General features: G+C 53.3%; 17 protein-coding genes and 1 tRNA gene. 8 read left to right on the top strand and 10 right to left on the bottom strand.

Annotated elements, in window-relative coordinates; translation table 11 throughout:
* Window positions 1–53 precede the first annotated feature (53 nt).
* Window positions 54–599 (top strand): glutathione peroxidase, encoded by a 546-nt coding sequence (locus tag F7R27_RS06630; RefSeq protein ID WP_151703443.1) that lies wholly within the window; start codon window positions 54–56, stop codon window positions 597–599.
* 32 nt (window positions 600–631) lie between these two features.
* Here F7R27_RS06630 and F7R27_RS06625 read toward each other — a convergent pair whose 3' ends face one another.
* Together F7R27_RS06625 and F7R27_RS06620 are read right to left on the bottom strand one after the other, a co-directional pair.
* The gene (locus F7R27_RS06625; RefSeq protein WP_151703442.1) at window positions 632–898 is read right to left on the bottom strand and encodes a hypothetical protein; all 267 of its coding nucleotides are present in this window, start codon (window positions 896–898) and stop codon (window positions 632–634) included.
* A 242-nt stretch (window positions 899–1,140) separates the two neighbouring features.
* Window positions 1,141–2,022, bottom strand: coding sequence for an alpha/beta fold hydrolase (locus F7R27_RS06620; RefSeq protein WP_151703441.1), 882 nt, complete (start codon window positions 2,020–2,022; stop codon window positions 1,141–1,143).
* 214 nt (window positions 2,023–2,236) lie between these two features.
* Here F7R27_RS06620 and F7R27_RS06615 point away from each other — a divergent pair.
* A tRNA-Val gene (locus F7R27_RS06615) sits at window positions 2,237–2,313 on the top strand.
* Window positions 2,314–2,392: 79 nt separating this feature from the next.
* Here F7R27_RS06615 and F7R27_RS06610 read toward each other — a convergent pair.
* The 4 genes from F7R27_RS06610 to uvrB all read right to left on the bottom strand — a co-directional run bounded on the left by F7R27_RS06610 (window position 2,393) and on the right by uvrB (window position 7,270).
* Complete coding sequence (locus F7R27_RS06610) at window positions 2,393–3,949, bottom strand: sensor domain-containing diguanylate cyclase (RefSeq protein ID WP_151703440.1); 1,557 nt, start codon at window positions 3,947–3,949, stop codon at window positions 2,393–2,395.
* 148 nt (window positions 3,950–4,097) lie between these two features.
* Window positions 4,098–4,394 carry a hypothetical protein gene (locus F7R27_RS06605; RefSeq protein WP_151703439.1) on the bottom strand — a complete coding sequence of 99 codons (297 nt, stop codon included), beginning with the start codon at window positions 4,392–4,394 and terminating at the stop codon, window positions 4,098–4,100.
* On the bottom strand, window positions 4,387–5,166 hold the full coding sequence (locus F7R27_RS06600) for a CLCA_X family protein (RefSeq protein ID WP_151703438.1): 780 nt from the start codon (window positions 5,164–5,166) through the stop codon (window positions 4,387–4,389). The genes F7R27_RS06605 and F7R27_RS06600 overlap by 8 nt, the downstream gene beginning before the upstream one ends.
* 82 nt (window positions 5,167–5,248) lie before the next feature.
* Window positions 5,249–7,270, bottom strand: coding sequence for an excinuclease ABC subunit UvrB (gene uvrB / locus F7R27_RS06595; RefSeq protein WP_151703437.1), 2,022 nt, complete (start codon window positions 7,268–7,270; stop codon window positions 5,249–5,251).
* A gap of 221 nt (window positions 7,271–7,491) precedes the next feature.
* On the opposite strand from uvrB, the gene F7R27_RS06590 reads away from it, so the two are divergent.
* The 6 genes from F7R27_RS06590 to F7R27_RS06565 all read left to right on the top strand — a co-directional run bounded on the left by F7R27_RS06590 (window position 7,492) and on the right by F7R27_RS06565 (window position 16,117).
* Entirely contained in the window at window positions 7,492–8,679 is a 1,188-nt protein-coding gene (locus tag F7R27_RS06590) for a pyridoxal phosphate-dependent aminotransferase (protein WP_151703436.1), read from the top strand.
* 98 nt (window positions 8,680–8,777) lie between these two features.
* Window positions 8,778–9,968 carry a GGDEF domain-containing protein gene (locus tag F7R27_RS06585; RefSeq protein ID WP_151703435.1) on the top strand — a complete coding sequence of 397 codons (1,191 nt, stop codon included), beginning with the start codon at window positions 8,778–8,780 and terminating at the stop codon, window positions 9,966–9,968.
* A gap of 104 nt (window positions 9,969–10,072) precedes the next feature.
* Entirely contained in the window at window positions 10,073–10,702 is a 630-nt protein-coding gene (locus tag F7R27_RS06580) for a TetR/AcrR family transcriptional regulator (RefSeq protein WP_151703434.1), read from the top strand.
* Window positions 10,699–11,745 (top strand): efflux RND transporter periplasmic adaptor subunit, encoded by a 1,047-nt coding sequence (locus F7R27_RS06575; RefSeq protein WP_151703433.1) that lies wholly within the window; start codon window positions 10,699–10,701, stop codon window positions 11,743–11,745. The genes F7R27_RS06580 and F7R27_RS06575 overlap by 4 nt, the downstream gene beginning before the upstream one ends.
* Window positions 11,742–14,789: an efflux RND transporter permease subunit gene (locus F7R27_RS06570; protein ID WP_151703432.1), complete on the top strand. Its 3,048-nt coding sequence runs from the start codon at window positions 11,742–11,744 to the stop codon at window positions 14,787–14,789. The genes F7R27_RS06575 and F7R27_RS06570 overlap by 4 nt, the downstream gene beginning before the upstream one ends.
* A gap of 17 nt (window positions 14,790–14,806) precedes the next feature.
* A complete protein-coding gene (locus tag F7R27_RS06565) occupies window positions 14,807–16,117 on the top strand; it encodes a TolC family outer membrane protein (RefSeq protein ID WP_151703431.1) in 1,311 nt (436 codons plus the stop codon).
* 66 nt (window positions 16,118–16,183) lie between these two features.
* Here the strand turns inward: F7R27_RS06565 and F7R27_RS06560 are convergent, their stop codons facing one another.
* From F7R27_RS06560 to apbC, 4 genes are all read right to left on the bottom strand, one after another.
* Complete coding sequence (locus tag F7R27_RS06560) at window positions 16,184–16,969, bottom strand: hypothetical protein (RefSeq protein WP_151703430.1); 786 nt, start codon at window positions 16,967–16,969, stop codon at window positions 16,184–16,186.
* Window positions 16,970–17,046: 77 nt separating this feature from the next.
* Window positions 17,047–17,688 (bottom strand): hypothetical protein, encoded by a 642-nt coding sequence (locus F7R27_RS06555; RefSeq protein WP_151703429.1) that lies wholly within the window; start codon window positions 17,686–17,688, stop codon window positions 17,047–17,049.
* A gap of 20 nt (window positions 17,689–17,708) precedes the next feature.
* Window positions 17,709–18,275, bottom strand: a complete 567-nt coding sequence (dcd, locus tag F7R27_RS06550; RefSeq protein ID WP_151703428.1) for a dCTP deaminase — start codon at window positions 18,273–18,275, stop codon at window positions 17,709–17,711.
* Between the two features lie 117 nt (window positions 18,276–18,392).
* Window positions 18,393–19,490 carry an iron-sulfur cluster carrier protein ApbC gene (gene apbC, locus F7R27_RS06545; protein WP_151703427.1) on the bottom strand — a complete coding sequence of 366 codons (1,098 nt, stop codon included), beginning with the start codon at window positions 19,488–19,490 and terminating at the stop codon, window positions 18,393–18,395.
* Between the last annotated feature and the right edge of the window lie 63 nt (window positions 19,491–19,553).

The following is a 19,553-nucleotide window of genomic DNA, read 5'->3' as shown; positions in this document are numbered from 1 at the left end:
ACGTATCATCAGAAGGAAATGATATTCTGAACCACTTGGAACCGGAGCCAGTTATGCCATCTTTGAAGAAGCTGTCCATGATGCTGTTGATGACCTGTACACCGGTGCTGGCAGACACGACACCAAACCCCTCTGCACTCTACGACCATGAGATGCGAAAATTGCACTCCACTGAAGTAGTCAACCTGCGCGACGCCTATGCCGGGCATCCACTATTGCTGGTCAACACTGCCAGCCGTTGCGGCTTTACCGGACAGTTTGAAGGGTTGGAGGCTCTGCATCAGGAATACCGCTCAAAAGGGCTCAAAATTGCTGGCTTTGCCTCCAACAGCTTTCGCCAGGAAGCCAGTGATGAGGAAGCAGCTGCTCAGGTCTGTTTTATCAATTTTGGTGTGACCTTCGACATGTTTGCACCGATCAGTGTTCGTGGAGCGGATGCACATCCTGTTTTCCATGAGCTGGCCAGGCAATCACAGGCGCCACGCTGGAACTTTTATAAATACCTGATAGACCGCGAGGGCAGAGTAATAGCCGTTTTTCCGAGCACAACAAAACCAGACTCGGCTGACATCAAAGCGGCAATAGAGCAGCTTTTATAGAGCGAATCCAAGATCCAGGTGATATCGCCATATCAGCGCGACCAGGCCTTGACCTCTTTCATCAATTGGCTGATGTCGAGATCCAGAGAGCTGGCGAGATCTTCAACTTTACCAGCGGAAGGTATTTTGGGTACTCTGAACGTACTCTGTGCAGGCTGCTGATCAGCCAATACTTTGCGCTTTTGCTCTTCTTCCATCTCTGTCCGACGCCTGGCCGCAACAGCCTCAATCCTTGTCGCTATTTCACACAGCTGATCCACAGAAAATGAACTCAGATAATCCATGATCGGATCTGACATGATAGTATTTTGCCCTCACATTCAAAAAGCAGTTAATGATTAACGAATCTGGACAGTTGAAAATAATGCACTCTTACTGACAGGCACACATTACAGATCACACCCCTTTTTTGCGGAATGCGTAAATATATAGGTTCAGGCGTTTGAGCGCAGATCGTAAAAGCGGAATAATGCCTAGAGTATATTACAGGTGGAGGCGACAGCAAAGGATCTGTTCTATATCCTGCCGCCCATCTGACATGTCAGACCTCAAGCAAAAACGGTAATGACTCCTCCAACAACAGCTCAGGTATCTCTTCAGCAATATAGTGACCTGAAGGCAATGCATGACCTTTGACATCCGTCGCAACAGACCGCCACTCTTTCAATGGATCAAAGCAGCGTCCGATTATCCCCTGATCGCCCCACATGACCAGCAGAGGAACCTTGATCTTATTTCCCGCTTCGCGATCCAGTCGATCATATTCCAGATCAATGCTGGCACTGGCACGATAATCTTCGCAGATGCCCGTTGCTGTTCCGGGCAACCTCAGGCAGCGCAGATACTCGGCAAATGCGCCATCAGTAAAGGGGGTCATACCCGCACTGCGACTACCCATGCAGCTTCTGAGGAAAAGCTCCGGATCTGCCTCTATCAACTTTTCTGGCAACGGGGCTGGCCGAATCAGGAAAAACCAATGCCAATAAGCCGAAGCAAAAGCCAGATTCGTCTGCTCGTACATGGCCAGAGTTGGCGCGATATCCAATAGGATCATACGCTTGACCAGACCCGGATGATCCAGTGCCATGCGATGAGCCACACGCGCTCCGCGGTCATGTGCCAGGACAGAGAAATAACTGAAGCCAAGCTCACGCATCAACTCCACCTGATCCAACGCCATTTCACGTTTAGAGTGCGCCAGATGCCCCTCGGATGCCAGCGGTTTTTCGCTATCACCATAACCACGAAGGTCCGGCGCCACCACAGTAAAATGGCTGGCGAGTGCACCCACAACCTTGTGCCAGATCACATGCGTCTGTGGATGCCCATGCAACAGCAACAAACCAGGGCCACTTCCCCCTACCCTGCAGTGTATCCTGACACCATTCACGGTGTAGTCGCGCTCTTCAAAGTCTGTAAACATAAGGCTCGCCTCCTTGTTGTAACATCTGGGCCACGCTGCTCTATCCACCTTAGCACAGAAGCGGGAGCGATCACCTGCAGGCACTCTGCTGATCAGCAGTTAATCAGCAAAAATCAATAACTTGTATACTATTTGTTCAGTTGATTTTTTTACTGTTTTTCCCGCAAAAGTGTTGCAAGACAGCATTAACCCTATATAATACGCACCACGTTTCAGGACTATAGCTCAGTTGGTTAGAGCACCACCTTGACATGGTGGGGGTCAGCGGTTCGAGTCCGCTTAGTCCTACCAATTTCCAGAAAACAGCCGCTTTCAGTTCAACTGAGCGGCTGTTTTTTATTTGCCCCTGCCTCAGAATAAACGCTCCCCCTCAACCAGCAACAACCCGATTCCTGCCCTCTGACTTGGCCTGATACAACAGTCTGTCGGCACGTGCGTAGAGGGTATCTGAGTCGTCACTCTCTCCAGCCTCTACCAATCCACAGGACATGGTGATGGTAAGCGGCGTACCTTGAAAGTGATAAGGACTTGCCTGTACCGCTTCACGCAGTTTCTCGACAACCAGCTTCGCCTGCTCCAAATCGGTATTGGTGAAGATAAAAGCAAACTCTTCCCCACCTATACGCGCAACAAAATCAATTTCACGCAGCTCCCGACGCAAGGTTCTGGATAGCAATGCCAACAGCTTGTCACCGGCAGGATGGCCATACTGATCGTTAACTTGCTTGAAGTGATCTATATCACCCACACAGAAACTCAACGAAGTTCCATAACGCCGTTTGCGTGCAAGCTCTGACTTCATCTGATCATTAAATGCCAATCGATTTGGCAAGCCGGTCAGCACATCGGTACGGGCCTGACGCTGCTCCTCTTCAATTCTCCCTTTGATATGCTCCGACTCAACCTCCATTGCACGTACTTTTTGCAGCAGATTGTCATATCGTTCCTGAAGCTGCTTCTCACGATCAGTTTCGCCTTTGCTATAATCGTTCATCGTGCGCACAATTTTCGCCAACTGGCTGGTAACCGAGACCTTCAGCGCTTCCAGGTCCTTGGATGATTTAACGCTGCTGTGGATCTGACTGACATCATGGCGCAACGCCTTATCCAGCTCCTGATGTTCCAGTAACGCCTTGTGCTCGGCGTTGCGACTCTCATCAAGATACTGCTCAACCATCTCAAGCTGCTCATTAAGAGTCAGCAGATAATTTTCAAACTCCTGTGTCATATCTGGTTCAAGCTGCTGTACCAGACGCACCAGATCAGCGATGACACCTGCAATTTGTTGTGGATCACTCAGGCCCGAAAGCTGGTTGACTATCGGCCTTACGAGTTGATCATCGGCTCCAATTTTTTGTAAGGCCGAAGTCAGTTGCGTCAGCCATTGAACCACCTCACGTGTCACTTTTACTGATAAAGTTGATTCGGGCCTGCTGGTAGCCTGGTGATCGATCTCCTCACCACGATAAACCCCTGCCAGTAACTGATCCTGTAAATTGACCAGCCGCCTTACCACAGGTGACAAGGTGTAAAGCGCCTCGGTGGATTCGGGCAGGTGGGTCACCAGATCCGCCAGATCCTCTGCTTTCGCCTGCTCCCTGTCGAGTTTCTCAAGCTGCCGGCTCCAGTCCGTCAGAGTACTCTTCAACTCTTCGGAGATTCTGACTTTTTTGGAATCTGCATCTCTGGAGTGGCGCATGATCTCTTTGATGACTGGCTTCAGCTCTATTTGCGAACCCTCACCAAAATGCAGGTTCAGCCGTTCCAATGACCGATCCAGCTCGGCACTGCCTCCCTGTAAGCCCAGTGCCAAAGCCTGAAACAACTGCCGGGATTGATCAGTGGCTACCCTCTGTTGCTTTTCTAGCCCCTCAAACTCACGTGCCAGCTTTTTATATTTATCACGCCAGCTTGCATCTTCAACCATTTCCAATATTCCCGCCAAATTCTGAGTAGCATTGAATATAAAGGGTTACCACTGAAATAACGATAATAGACACACTTTTACTACAGATAAAAGAAACCAGATCATCAGAAAAACCATATACAAACCAGATTTCAACTTAGAATGGTAGCTACCCCCTGATGACTCTCTGCCCCCTCACCCAATCAACATGGCGCGCGACCGAGTCATCCGCCAACAGGCGTTCACGAGTATTAAGCAAACGGGCCAGTGTCATCTCGTCATGAAATTTATGGATCGCTCGGTGACAGGGATAGCAAAGCCACAAGCCTCTTTGCAACTGCTCAAAGGTATAGTGCTTCTTGAAATGCGCCCTTCGATGCACCTTGCGTGGAATCAGGTGATGAAACGTCAGATGAGCTTCGCGCTCGCAAAGTTCGCATTGAATTTTTTCAGGCTGGTTAGGCATCGCCTCCCTCCTTGCGTTTCAAGGCACGACCAAGCAGCTGGAAATAGGTACTGAATGCCTCATTGATGCGTTGGCGCTGGGCCCCCCGGGGGTAAAGGCCGAGCGCAGCCTCTTTCGACTCTTTGGTACCTTTGACCAGAAAGTGGTTGCAGATAGTGTGATCCTGTACAAAAGCTTCAAATGCCCTGGCACAGAGTTCCTCCGGCAAGCTGTAGTAGAGAATATTGAGAGTACGATCAATATTCAGCGAAGCACTGCACAGCTCACTGGGCTCGGTTCCCTGCTCATCCAGCATGATCTGCCGAAAGCACTCGAACAAAGCATCATTCAGCGGGTGGGCAACCGGTGTTGCATCCTTCAGCCAGGCTGCTGAGGCAAACAGTCGAGTGGGAGCATCCATGAATACCTTATCGACCAGATAGTGATCCAGCGCATGAAACCACTCATGTGCAATACTGCCGGGACCAGCATTCTTCGCCAGTGAAAACGCACGCAATGCCGGATTGTAATGTGCAGCGACGCCGGGGCGACCACCAATGGCATACTGTATAGCCAGTGTTCCACGCAGTGAAATCAGGCTTTCAGTGCCACCCAGAATCGTCATCAGATCACACAGTGCATCGTAGAAATATTCTGCCGCCTGTTCATTCTCGGCACGTGAGACCCAACGCCCAACCTCGATTGAACGAAAATCAAACTGCTTTCGCAGACTGACAAAGTCTACGATTTCACCGATTCGATGATCCGGGCCTCTACGGAAGTGTGATTTCATTATTGATATTGAAATGGGCCAATTAATATCCAGAACTCATGATCAGGTTCGTTTAAAGATACGCTTCCAATGAGCTGATGGATTAATCCACCAGCCCACTGTGCTTCAACCTCTGCAACTCATCCCTGTAGCGCGCGGCTTTCTCAAACTCCAGATTCTTCGCCGCCAGATACATCTTATCCTCCAGATCACTGAGCGCGCGTGCCAGCTCCTTGCCTGACATACCCACTTCATCCACTCTGTACTCCGCATCGGTCTCTGCCACCTTCTTCAGGCCCCGACCGGTTTTGCGATGGCCAGGTGTATGTGCGCCTTCCAGAATATCGGCCACCGATTTGAAGATACCAACCGGCGTGATGTTGTGTTCTTTATTGAAGGCGATCTGCTTGTTGCGACGCCGTTCAGTTTCATCAATCGCGCGCTGCATCGAGCCGGTAATACGATCAGCATAAAGGATGGCACGACCATTGAGGTTACGCGCAGCACGGCCGATGGTCTGGATCATCGAGGTTTCCGAACGCAGGAAGCCCTCTTTATCCGCATCCAGAATCGTTACCAGCGATACTTCCGGCATATCGATCCCTTCACGCAACAGGTTGATCCCCACCAGCACATCAAACTCACCGATACGCAGGTCGCGGATGATCTCGACACGCTCCACCGTATCAATATCCGAGTGCAGATAGCGCACGCGAACACCGTTGTCCGCCAGATATTCGGTCAGATCCTCTGCCATACGCTTGGTCAGCACTGTGACTATGACGCGCTCCTTGCGTTCGGTGACCAGGCGTATCTCGCCCAGCAGATCATCCACCTGAGTGCTGGCAGGCCGTACTTCAACCATGGGATCTATCAATCCGGTCGGGCGCACCACCTGCTCAACGATCTGTTGCGCGTTGGCTGCCTCGTACTTACTCGGCGTGGCCGACACGAAAATCATCTGCGGTGCTGCTTCTTCCCACTCCTCAAACTTCATCGGTCGGTTATCCAGTGCCGAGGGCAGCCTGAAACCATACTCGACCAGGGTTTCCTTGCGCGAGCGGTCGCCACGGAACATGGCGCCGATCTGCGGCACCGTGACATGCGATTCGTCTATTACCAGCAGCGAGTTGTCCGGCAGGTAATCAAACAGAGTCGGAGGTGCCTGACCATCATCACGGCCCGACAGGTAGCGTGAATAGTTCTCTATCCCGGGGCAGTAGCCCAGCTCCATGATCATCTCAATATCATAGAGCGTACGCTGCTCAAGTCGCTGCGCTTCCACCAGCTTGTTATTACTTCGCAGCTGCTCAAGTCGTTCATGCAGTTCCACCTTGATCAGCTCTGTAGCTGCCAGCAGGGTGTCTCGTGGCGTGACATAGTGGGTTTTCGGATAGATGGTGGCGCGCGGTACACGACGCAGCAGCTCGCCGGTCAGCGGATCAAAATAGCTGATCTGCTCGATCTCCTCATCAAACAGCTCGATACGCACCGCTTCATATTCGGATTCTGCCGGGAACACATCGATCACATCGCCTCGCACCCGATAGGTACCGCGATGCAGCTCGACATCATTACGCGTGTATTGCAGCTCAGCCAGTCGGCGCAGCAGTGTGCGCTGATCCACACGATCACCACGATCCAGATGCAGCATCATCGACAGATAGGATTTGGGATCACCCAAACCATAGATAGCCGAAACGGTAGCCACAATGATGGCATCCTCACGCTCCAGCAAGGCTTTGGTCGCCGAAAGACGCATCTGCTCTATATGATCATTAACCGATGCGTCCTTCTCGATGAAAGTGTCGGATGACGGTACATAGGCTTCCGGCTGGTAGTAGTCGTAGTAGGAAACAAAATACTCGACGGCGTTATCCGGAAAAAACTCCTTGAACTCGCCATAGAGCTGAGCGGCAAGCGTCTTGTTGTGCACCATCACCAGCGTGGGGCGCTGAACAGCCGCAATCACATTCGCGACCGTAAAGGTTTTGCCGGAGCCGGTCACACCGAGCAGCGTCTGGGAGGCCAGCCCCGACTCGATACCGTCAATCAGCGCCTCTATCGCGGCCGGTTGATCACCCGCCGGTTTAAAGCCGGAATGTACTTTGAAGCGCTGTTTCACGCGCAACTCCTCTCACTCAAATCACTCAACGAAAACAAGCGAACCAGTATACGCAAAATAGCACTGACAACCTAACCTGATCAGACCCGTATCCATCTGCAAAGTGCGTAAAAAAGTTGCTGTATAAGGGGTTATGGGGATTCAGAGTCGCAGATCAATCCTGTATGCTCTGCATGATCCTTTCGGATCCATTGCACCCGATAATTTATGAGGATTCAGGCTTGGACGTGCAGCTTTCCACCCGTGTAAACAGCATCAAACCTTCCCCTACTCTGGCCGTTACCAATCGTGCAGCCGAGCTCAAGGCTGAAGGTAAGAATATTATCGGCCTGGGTGCCGGTGAACCCGATTTCGACACGCCGCAGCACATCAAGGATGCTGCAATCAAGGCGATCAATGACGGTATTACCAAATATACCGCCGTGGATGGAACACCTGCACTGAAGAAGTCGATTATTGCCAAGTTCAAGCGCGATAATGGCCTTGACTATGCGCCGAATCAGATTCTGGTATCCAGTGGCGGCAAGCAGAGCTTCTTCAACCTCTCGCTGGCGCTGCTCAATGCCGGTGATGAAGTGATCATCCCTGCACCCTACTGGGTCTCTTATCCGGATATGGTGCTGGTTGCAGACGGCACGCCCGTGATACTGACCACCACTCAGGATCAACACTTCAAGATCACACCTGAACAGCTACAGAGCGCGATCACGCCAAAAACGCGCCTGGTGGTGCTGAACAGCCCGTCCAACCCATCCGGTATCGCCTACACGCTGGACGAACTCAAGGCACTGGGTGAAGTGCTGAAGCAGTATCCTGATGTGCTGATCGCCACTGATGACATGTATGAGCATACCCTGTTCGACGGCCAGCCCTTCTGCAATATTCTGAATGCCTGCCCGGAGCTCTATGATCAGACCATCGTGCTCAATGGTGTATCCAAAGCCTACTCCATGACCGGTTGGCGTATCGGTTATGCCGCTGGGCCAGCCAAACTGATCGGTGCCATGAAGAAGGTTCAGTCGCAAAGCACCTCCAACCCCAACTCCATCGCTCAGGTCGCGGCTCAGGCTGCACTGGATGGTCCTCAGGAGTGTGTGGCCGAGATGGTCCGTGCATTCAAGCAGCGCCATGATTTTGTGGTTGCGGCACTGAATGAGATAGAGGGAGTGGAGTGTCTGCCTGCAGATGGTACCTTCTATGCCTTCCCGAGCTTCCAGAAGGTGATCGACTCGCGCCCCGAGTTTGCTGATGATATCGCACTGGCAGAATACCTGCTGCTGGAAGCGGGCGTGGCTCTGGTGCCGGGTTCCGCCTTCGGAGCACCGGGTAACCTGCGCCTGTCGTTTGCGACCAGCATGGAGATGCTGCAGGACGCACTGGCACGCATCAAAAACGCGCTGGCAGGCTGAACAGCTCCTCAGAGTTGCCGACCTGCCTTTGCAGTGTCGGCACTGTTTAGCCCTATCCTCAGCAACACCCTATTCCCTACTTGAAAAGCGAGCAGAGCATGAAGCGAAAGACACTATCCAGACTTTTTGCCGATATGCCTCTTCCCTTCCTGTTGCGGACGCCTGGCAAAAGCAACTGTGCCAATGAAGCCTATGTACAGCTCAGTGCTGGACATAAACATCAGATTCAGGAATGGATCGAGGATAAAAACTCCCAGTCGCTGCAACTCGACACGCTGCAACTGCAACGCTTGAGAGCAAAAAAGCACACTGCCATCATCGGCTATCCGGAACAGGATCCGAATTTGCAGCGCACCCTGATGCTGCAGCTTCTGCCGGCACTTCAGGCAGGTGGCGATCCTTTCAATAGCGCCGCACGCATTCTCGGCACGCTGTTAGGATGGCAGGGTTGTGTCGTTGCCAAACGCAAATCGGCCAAGTCGATCGACCTGCTCGGACTGTGGCAGGGTGGCTCTCTGCAGGCTCCTCGCCATCAGGTTATGGCCAGCAGTGCAGCCTTTGCACTCTATGAAAGTGACTATCTCTCATCACGCATGCAGTCCAACACTGATCAGTTTCCACTTGATGATCTCCTGGCTGGGCAGCCAGATACCACCTGGCTGGGTCATCGCATAGATCTACCCTCGCAGAAAGCGATCGGACACATTGCGGCCTGGGGCCCGCCACTTCATGGATCAATCGATATTGCCAAGCAGTTGATAGGATGCGCAGCGGATCTGCTCGCGGCCTTTCTTGCCAGCGCTCCGAAAAATAACGGCGCACAGGAGTTCTGCAGCGAGCCACTCGACATGTTGACCGGCCTGCCCGGGCGCCAACGCTTTGATCTGGCGCTGCAACAGGCGGCCGAACATTACCGCGAAGATAAACAGGATTGCCTGATCGCTTTAATCAGCCTGAAAAACCTGCCACTCGGTAACCAGCAGAGCACCAGAGCACAGTCTGAAGCACTGCTGAAAACCTTCGCACAGGAGCTGCTCAACATCTGTCGACGCAAGGACCAGGTGTTTTTCTTTGGCGGCACTGAGTTTGTCATGCTGATGCCTATCACAGACAAAGCCCCACCCGTTGCCAAACGGCTGGAAAAGGTCATGCACGCGCTGCAAAAGCTGTCTCCGCAACTGAACGCGGTGAGCGCTCTGGCACAGCTGCATGAAACCCATGGCAGCAGTAAGGCTTTGATGTTGCTGGCTGATCAGCGCATGAACGAAAGCAACCAGACATTTTCATGATTTGAAATAACGCCCTCAAAAAGCCAGTAAAAATTTCACCCGATTATTGAACCGACCAGTCAGTCGGTATAATATTGCGTTTTTTGGAACGCATGGTCTATAACATGACGAAGGGCAGACCCCTGACCCATAGCCGGGAAAAACTGCTGGATAAGGGTATAGAGCTCTTTCATCAGCACGGCTATCATGGCACCAGCCTCAGTGCCATTCTGGAAGCCTGCCAGGTTTCCAAAGGCTCCTTTTACAACTTCTTCAGCAGCAAGGAAGAGTATGCTGTCGAGATCCTCGCCCACTATCAAGCTCTGGAAATTGATAGATGGAATCAGGAATTTGCACAACTGCAAGGAACGCATGCGGAAAAGATCCGACGTGCCATATTGCTCAGTATCGAGCAGCATGATCAAGCCAGTGAAAACCTTGGCTGTCTGATTGCCCACCTCTCAGGAGAGATAGGCAATGCATCGTCGGGATTCAGAAACGCCATTCGTCGTGCCACTCAGCGTGTAATTGAGCTGATTGCCGAAGATATGCGTATCTGTCAGCTTGAAGGCAGCGTCCGCCAGGATCTGCCGGCAGAAACTCTCGCCATCCTGATCTGGGATAACTGGCAAGGTGCTCTGTTAAGAATGAAAGTTGAAAACACCACGCAGCCTTTGCAGCAGTCACTGTCTCTATTGTGGGATTATGTACTGCCACCGGCATCCAAAGGGACAAAGGACATTCAGATCTCATGAAACGATTCAACATTAGTCGCCTGACACTCATGGCGCTCGCGCTGCTGACCCTGCCTGTTACCAGCTTTGCACAAGGATTACCGGCTGAGGTGGTTCAGATTGAGGCTACTCGTCTGCAGCATACAATTCAGGTGATCGGTACGCTCAGGGCCAACGAGTCGGTAATCATTCGACCTGAAATCAGCGGACGCATTCATCGCATACTGTTTGATGAGGGTCAGCCGATTTCAGCGGGCGAAGCACTGGTCCAGCTGGATGCTTCCGCCTATGAGGCAGAGCTGGCTCAGACCCAGGCTCGCGCCAACCTCAGCCGCATTGAGTATGAGCGTGCTGCCAATCTGCTGGAACGAAATGTCGGATCAGAAAATGAGCGCGACAACAGACTGGCACAACTGCGCATCAATGAAGCCGAGGTTGAGCTGGCCAGAACACGTCTGGCCAAAACCACCATCCGTGCGCCTTTTGACGGTGTGACCGGCTTGCGCATGGTCGGCCCCGGCGATTTTGTCAATGCAGGTCAGGATCTGGTCGAACTGACCGACTTCAAAGAGATGAAACTGGACTTTTCCATCCCTGAGCGCAACCTGACCGATGTTCGCACAGGTCAATCAATAGCTGTCGTGGTGGATGCGCTCCCGGGACAGCGTTTTGAAGGCGAGATCTACGCCATAGCACCCAGCGCCAGTTCCGGCAGTCACAACCTGCGTGTTCGCGCCCGTGTTCCCAACCCAGATCTGCTGCTCAGACCAGGACTGTTTGCCAGAATAGAGATACTGATCGGTGAAGACGATCAGGCACTGATGATCCCGGAGGAAGCGATCATTCCTCAAAACAGGGAGTTCTTCGTGATGCGCATGAACGACGAGAACCAGGTATCCCTGATACCGGTTACTCTCGGCACAAGGCAGTTCGGAAAAGTACAGATCGCTTCAGGCCTGGATGCTGGTGATGTCATCGTCACATCGGGCCATATCAAACTCAGACCCGGCATGCCGATTACCCCCCTTTTCCCGCAGCCAGCTGCTGAGGGAAGCAACACATGATACTGTCTGAAATCAGCATAAAGCGTCCTGTACTGGCAATCGTCATCAGCCTGCTGGTGCTGCTGGTGGGTCTGATCTCCTATGACCGCTTGTCGGTGAGGGAGTATCCAAAGATAGACACGCCGGTCGTCACGGTGGATACCCGCTATACCGGAGCCAGCTCATCCATCATCGAATCCCAGGTTACAAAAGTGCTGGAGGATTCGCTGTCGGGGATAGAGGGCATCGATTACATGACCTCCATCAGCCGATCCGAACGCAGCCAGATCAGCATTCACTTCAATCTGGATCGCGACCCGGATTCGGCAGCCAATGATGTGCGTGATCGTGTCGGACGTGTCCGTGGACGCCTCCCGGATCAGGTAGATGAGCCGGTGATTGCCAAATCGGAAGCAGATGCCCAGCCGATCATCTGGATCGCACTCTCGTCAGAAGCACATGATCCGATGGAGCTGAGCGAATATGCACAGGTGCGTATTCAGGACCCACTCCAGACCGTCGCCGGCGTAGCCAGTGTCATGATAGCCGGAGAGCGCCGTTACTCCATGCGCGTCTGGCTAGACCCTGAGCGCATGGCTACCTACGGCGTGATTCCGCAGGATATTGAAAATGCCCTGCGCACGCAGAATATCGAGATCCCGGCAGGCCGCATTGAAAGCAAGGAGCGCGAATTCACCATTCTTGCTCAGACAGACCTTAACCAGCCTGTAGAGTTCGAGCAGATCATTATCCGCAGTGACAATGGCAATATTGTCCGCCTGAATGATGTTGCCAGTGTTGAGCTGGCACCGGAAAGCGCTCGACGACTGGCGCGTTTCAATGGCGAAAGTGCCATTGCATTGGGGGTCATACGCCAATCCACTGCTAACCCTCTGGATGTTTCACAGGGCGTTCGCGACATGCTGGCAGCGATACAGCCAGGACTGCCAGAGGGTATGAAGGTACAGGTCGCCTATGATTCATCCATCTTCATCGAGCGCTCGATCGAGTCGGTTTTCCAGACACTGATGCTCGCAGGCCTGCTGGTAGTGGTGGTGATCTTCTTCTTTTTGCGCAACCTTCGCGCCACGATGATACCCGTCATCACCATTCCGCTGTCGTTGATCGGCGCTTTTGCGATGATGTATGCGATGGATTTTTCGATCAACACCCTGACCCTGTTGGCGCTGGTGCTGGCGATCGGACTGGTGGTGGATGATGCCATCGTGATGCTGGAGAACATCTTTCGCCATGTAGAGGAAGGGTTGCATCCTATTCAGGCCGCCTTCAAGGGCAGTCGAGAGATAGGCTTTGCCGTTATCGCGACCACTGCCACACTGGTGGCGGTATTCGTACCGGTTGCCTTCTCGACAGGCCGCACGGGCCGCCTTTTCACAGAGTTTGCGCTGACACTTGCCGGTGCGGTGGTGGTATCAACCTTCATTGCTCTGTCGCTGTCGCCCATGCTCTGCTCTCGTCTATTGCATCATGAGAAAAAGCACAGCTGGATGTTCAATCTGATCGAACGCTTCCTGAACTCGCTGAGCCACGGTTACCATCGCATCATGAACCGCCTGCTCAATGCGCGTCTGCTGATGATCCTGTTGCTGATAGGCAGTGCAGCCGGCGCTGTTCACTTTTATGGCAAGCTGCCCCAGGAGCTCGCGCCGATTGAAGACAGAGGTACCATCATGTCCTTCTCGATCGCGCCGGACGGCTCATCTGTCGATTATCTGAATCGCTACGCCACTCAGGTGGAAAACATCATCGCTCAAATACCGGAGAGAACCCATCACTTCGGCGTGACAGGGGTGCCCAGTGAAACCAACTCACTGGTATTCATCCGCCTGCAGGACTGGGAGGACCGCACCCGCAAGCAGCAGGCGATAGTCGAAGAGCTGACGCCTCAGTTATTTGGTGGTGTGCCGGGCACCATGACTTTTGCCATGAACCTGCCCTCCCTGGGACAGAGCCCGATTTCGCGCCCGGTTGAGTTCATCATCAAATCGACTGGTGATTACACCCAACTGCGTGAAATCACCGATGCGATGCTGGCTCGCATGGCTGAGAATCCCAACTTCCAGCAGCCGGATGACGATCTGAAGCTGAACAAACCCGAGCTGATGATCACCCTGCAGCGAGACAAAGTCGCAGAAGCTGGCCTGACGGTCGCGGAAGTGGGCCGCAGCCTGGAAACCTATATTGCCGGGCGCAACATGACACGCTTCAAGCGGGGTAATGAGCAGTATGACGTCATCCTGCAGGTACCACCCGAGCAGCGCCAGACGCCGACCGACCTGAGCAATCTCTATGTCCGCAGCAGTACGGGCGAGATGATCCAGCTCAGCAACCTGATCACGGTTGAAGAGACGGTAGCACCGCGTGAGCTTAACCATTTCGACAAAATGAAAGCGGTCAAGATTCAGTCGATGCTGGCACCTGGCTACAGTCTGGGCGAGGCGTTGGAGTTCATGGAAACCAACCTGCAAGAGATTGCACCCGAGGCCCTGTATGACTATGCCGGCCAGTCCCGTGAGTTCATGGAGTCCAGCAACACTCTGCAGCAGACCTTCGTGCTGGCTCTGATCTTTATCTTCCTGGTGCTGGCTGCGCAGTTTGAGAGCTTCCGCAACCCGCTGATCATCATGCTGGCCGTACCTCCGGCACTGGCAGGAGCACTGGTAGCCCTGCATTACAGCGGCGGCAGTCTGAGCGTTTACAGCCAGATTGGTCTGATAACCCTTGTCGGACTGGTCACCAAACATGGTATTCTGATCGTCGAATTCGCGAACCAGCTGCAGGATCAGGGCGTATCGCTGCGCGATGCCACTCTGCGTGCGGCTTCCATGCGTCTGCGACCGATTCTGATGACTACCGGTGCCACCGTTCTCGGCGCCCTGCCACTGGCTCTGGCCTTCGGTGCAGGTGCCGAGTCACGACAGCAGATTGGCTGGGTTATTGTCGGCGGCATGCTGTTTGGTACACTGCTGACACTGTTTGTCATACCAACCATCTACAGTATTTTTGGCAAACGGACCTATCGTGCCGTTAATCCCGAACACTAAACGAAAGGACTAAACTTGTGAAAACGGTGAAATCAATTCTGATCCCGGCCCTGATGCTGACGGCGCTGTCTGCTTCCATGGTTCAGGCTGGTCCCCTGGCCGACCTGTATCGCATGGCACTGGCTAACGACCCACAACTGAAAGCGGCTGAAGCCACATTCATGGCTGGGCAAGAGGTGGGCGCACAGACGCGATCTGCGCTACTGCCAAGAGCCGATTTTCAGGCCAGCACTGCGCTGATCGACTCGGACACGCGTGACGTTGACAACAGCCTTGGCTACTCCCTTTCGCTTTCGCAGCCACTCTATTCCGCTGCGAACTGGCACACCTACAAACGGGGAGAAGTACTGGCCGAACAAGCCTCCGTACGCTTCGACCTGGCTCAGCAGCAGCTGATTCTGCGCAGTATCGAGGCATACCTGAACTCACTCAGAGCCATGAGCCGTCTGGATAACGCACGCGCTCAGGAGCGTGCTGTTCAGCGCCGACTGGATCAGGTGAATGCCCAGTTTGAAGTGGGTCTGATTGCCATTACCGATGTACAGGACGCACAGGCCAGTTACGACAACGCAGTGGTACAACGCATTGATGCAGAAAGCGCACTCGAAAACAGTTATGAGTCACTGCAACGCCTGAGCGGGCAGACTTTCACCCAGGTGCAACCACTACGTGAAGACTATCCCATTGAGCCCCCGGTGCCTGCAGATCCTGCGCCCTGGCTGGAAAAAGCACTGACCGGCAATCTGTCTATACGTATGAGTGACCTGACCTTTGACGCCGCAAGACGTGATACACGCAGCAAGCAGGCCGAGCACTACCCGACCGTCAGTCTGCAGGCACAACATGAAAACACACGCCTCAATGGTGGCGCGCAGACTCCTCGTGGATGGAACGACGAAACCCGTTTGTCACTGACACTGGCTGTCCCACTGTCACGAGGCGGCTTCACCAGCTCAGCACAACGTCAGGCTGAACAGGAGCAGCTTGCTGCCATGTTCAATCGAGAAGATGCAATGCGTGGTGCCACCGAAGCCATACGCTCACTGCTGCGCACACTGCAGAACAGCGTGCAGAGTGTTCAGGCACGTGAGCAGAGCATTCTGTCCCGCCAGACAGCTCTGAATGCAACCGAAGAAGGCTTCAATGTAGGCACACGTAACGTGGTGGATGTACTGCTCGCTGAGCAACGCCTGTTCGAAGCGCAGCTGGAGTACGCAGAAGCGCGTTTCAACCATATACTGGCGCTGTTCCAGTTCAAGCAGCAGGTCGGCACCCTCAGCCCGGAAGACCTGTTTGCACTGGATGAATGGCTGCAGAGCGAAGGGTAACAGGACTACTCCCTGACCGGGCACTCTGCCGGTCAGGGGCTTTTCGAAGGATCAGAAAACAGGGAATCAGTGAACGGTGGGGTTATCTTCATCGTCATCAGGGACTATCATTTCACCCACGCTATCAAAGGCCAGCGCCCCTTCAGCCTGAGCGATATCCAGCAACTGCTGCAGCAGCATCTCGGTCAGATGCACACTGATGACAATACCGGCTGGCAGATCTCCTTCGAACATATCCTCATCAACCAGATCATCCGCTCGAAGACCCAATAACAGCGGGTTTTCCTTCAGCAGAGGAGCCAGCTCCTCGGGTGCGAAAAGCGTGTGATCGGATGATACCTGCAGTGCCAGTTGATAGGCATCGTGTGGTGCGCTGTTGAGTTGCTGGAGAAAGTCATTCTCCGCCTCAGCAAACAGCCTGCCCAGAATGCTCTGTGTATGGCTGAGTTTTATCTGTGACTCACTGAAGTCGGTGTATTTGATACCCGGCACACGATCCAGCTCCTCGGCACTGACCAGTATCTGCCCCTCCGCATCCACTTCAAGCCAGTCATGATTGACCGCAACAGCGAGCAAACCTTCAAGAGCGGCAGCAAAAAGATTGCTGTAAACAATCGCACCCACTGATGGATTCTCGATTTCAAGAGGATCTTCGATCAGGTCAGCCGCTCTGGCAGCCAGCAGCTTGGGATCACTCTGGATGATATCGGCCAACTCTTCCGGTGTCGGCATCAACATCTGGTGAGCAATACGATGGGCGGTCAGGTAGGGTTCAGTACTGCCTTCAACCTTCATGGCATGAATATACTGCAGACGTACCCGATCCAGCAGTTCAGCGAGCTTTTGGCTCATCGGAAACCCCTTGGGTTAACAGTAATCGGTTATCAGTGATCGCCGGTTTTCATTGAGCAACCATTAATGGATCGACATCAATGGATGGTAATGCCAACCGGTTTAACGGCCTCTTTAAGCTCATCAAACGCACGGCGCAGTTCAGCCAGCGGCATCAGGCCAAAATCAAGGGGGTCAGTCGGCAGTTCGTACCAGTCGAGTGACCAGATACGAGTCATCAGCTCATACTCACCGATCAGCGCGTCCAGAAAAATCATCACCGCCTCGACTCGCGGGTCCATATCCAGAATAGCAGGCATATCTTCCATATACACGGCAAGCTGCAGCTTTCCTTCGATCAATCGCAACGAGCACCAGAAATCATCGATCTGGCAAAACTCATCGCCCAGGGTAATGAACGAGGGCACCGGATTGCAGCGCTCGTTAAAGGCACGAAACTCGATGCCGGTCAGCACCGGGGCTGCACCGATAAGGTTCAGCACAGAGTGGATCGACTCAGGGTAGCCATCACAGCCGAACACCATCTCAACCGGACCTTCGTTGTCATCTCTTTCGAAATGAAACGTCAGATTGCGATCGATCTTCTGCAATATAGTCCGATAATGATCGAGCAGATGATCATCATCAAACCGGGCCTCTGTCTGGCTCTCCAGCAGTTGCTCAAGTGTATTCTCCAGCTGCTGCCAGAACGCCCGTATATGTTCGAGATTGTGCGCCATAAGATTATCGTTGACCTGATTCAGGTTCGGGGAACCACAACACCAGTCTGACCCTGGTATTTACCGTTTCGATCCTTGTAGGAGGTTTCACACACCTCATCTGCACCAAGGAACAGCATCTGAGCGACACCTTCATTGGCATAGATCTTGGCCGGCAAGGGGGTCGTATTGGAGAACTCCAGCGTGACATGCCCTTCCCACTCGGGCTCCAGTGGCGTGACATTGACGATGATGCCGCAACGCGCATAAGTGCTTTTGCCCAGGCAGATGGTCAGCACATCACGCGGGATACGGAAAAACTCAACCGTACGTGCCAGTGCAAAGGAGTTGGGGGGAATGATGCAGACATCGGACTGCACATCGACAAAGCTGCGCTCGTCGAAGTTTTTCGGGTCGACGATGGTGGAGTTGATATTGGTGAATATCTTGAACTCATCAGCACAGCGTACGTCATAACCATAGCTCGAGGTGCCGTAAGACACGATCGGCTGATCATTTGCACGACGTACCTGTTGCGCCTCAAACGGCTCTATCATCCCATGTTCCAGAGCCATGCGGCGGATCCAGCGATCTGATTTGATTCCCATAAATGCTTTTCACCATCGACAACTTGCAATTCAGCCGAGCATTCTATCATTTCTGATAAAAAAAACCGCCCTTTATGGCTAAAGGACGGTAAATTTAGCATGTGAATGCAAAAACTGTCAGTCGGACTGAACCACGATATTGGGAATGATGTTAGCCAGAGTCAGTCTGTTTCTGGCAATACTCGCGCCAACCCTGCGTGCAATAGAACGATAGTGCCCAGCTGCCGTGCTTTGTGGCGCCGCTACAACCGTCGGCGTGCCCTGATCGGTCATTTCGCGGATTGCCAGTTCCAGCGGCAGCTGGCCCAACAGTTCGGTGTTGTAATCCCTGGCAATACGTTCACCACCACCAGCCCCGAACACCGCCTCTTCATGGCCACAGTTGGAGCAGACATGCAGGCTCATATTCTCGATAACACCCAGCACCGGTATATCCACCTTGCGGAACATCTCAATACCCTTCTTGCAATCCAGCAATGCGATATCCTGAGGCGTCGTCACGATCACCGCGCCGGATACCGGTGCTTTCTGCGACAGGGTCAACTGAATATCACCGGTACCGGGAGGCATGTCGATCAACAGATAATCCAGATCATGCCAGTGTGTCTGGGTCAGCAACTGCTGCAAAGCACCGCTGGCCATCGGGCCTCGCCACACCATCGGCGTGCTGTCAGTGACCAGAAAGCTCATCGACATCGCCTGAATACCATGCGCCGTGATCGGAATGAAATACTTTTCCTGATCCACCTCAGGGCGCTGCCCTTCGGGAATGCCCAGCATCATGCCCTGACTAGGTCCATAGATATCCGCATCGAGAATGCCGACACGCGCCCCTTCAGCGGCCAATGCCAATGCCAGATTGACTGCAGTGGTCGACTTGCCTACCCCGCCCTTGCCGGAAGCCACCGCAATGATATTGCGCACCTCTGCCAGCGCCGGAATCTTACCGCCCGAAGGATAAGCCGGAATACGCTGTTCAATCGTCACTTCGACGGTGACGCCCGGAAAAGCCCTCTGCAGCACCCCCTGTAACTCGCCACTCAGGGTTTGATGGTATCCAGCGCAGGCAAATCCGAGCTGAATCACCACACGAATATGAGACGAGCTGATATCCAGCGACCTGATCAGCCCGATATCCCCCAGTGCGCAGTTCAGCTCCGGGTCTTCATAGTTTCCCAGAAGATCACTGATCGCCTCGTTACTCATTTCGGTCATCTACTCTGCTCCTGTTATGGATTGATCAGACTCATTGCCCTGATACAGCACTGAAATACAGCA

It is taken from the genome of Nitrincola alkalilacustris (assembly GCF_008973755.1).
GTDB classification, from domain to species: domain Bacteria; phylum Pseudomonadota; class Gammaproteobacteria; order Pseudomonadales; family Balneatricaceae; genus Nitrincola; species Nitrincola alkalilacustris.
Note: the sequence above shows the minus strand (reverse complement) of the source record. Positions and strands in the feature narration are given on the sequence as shown.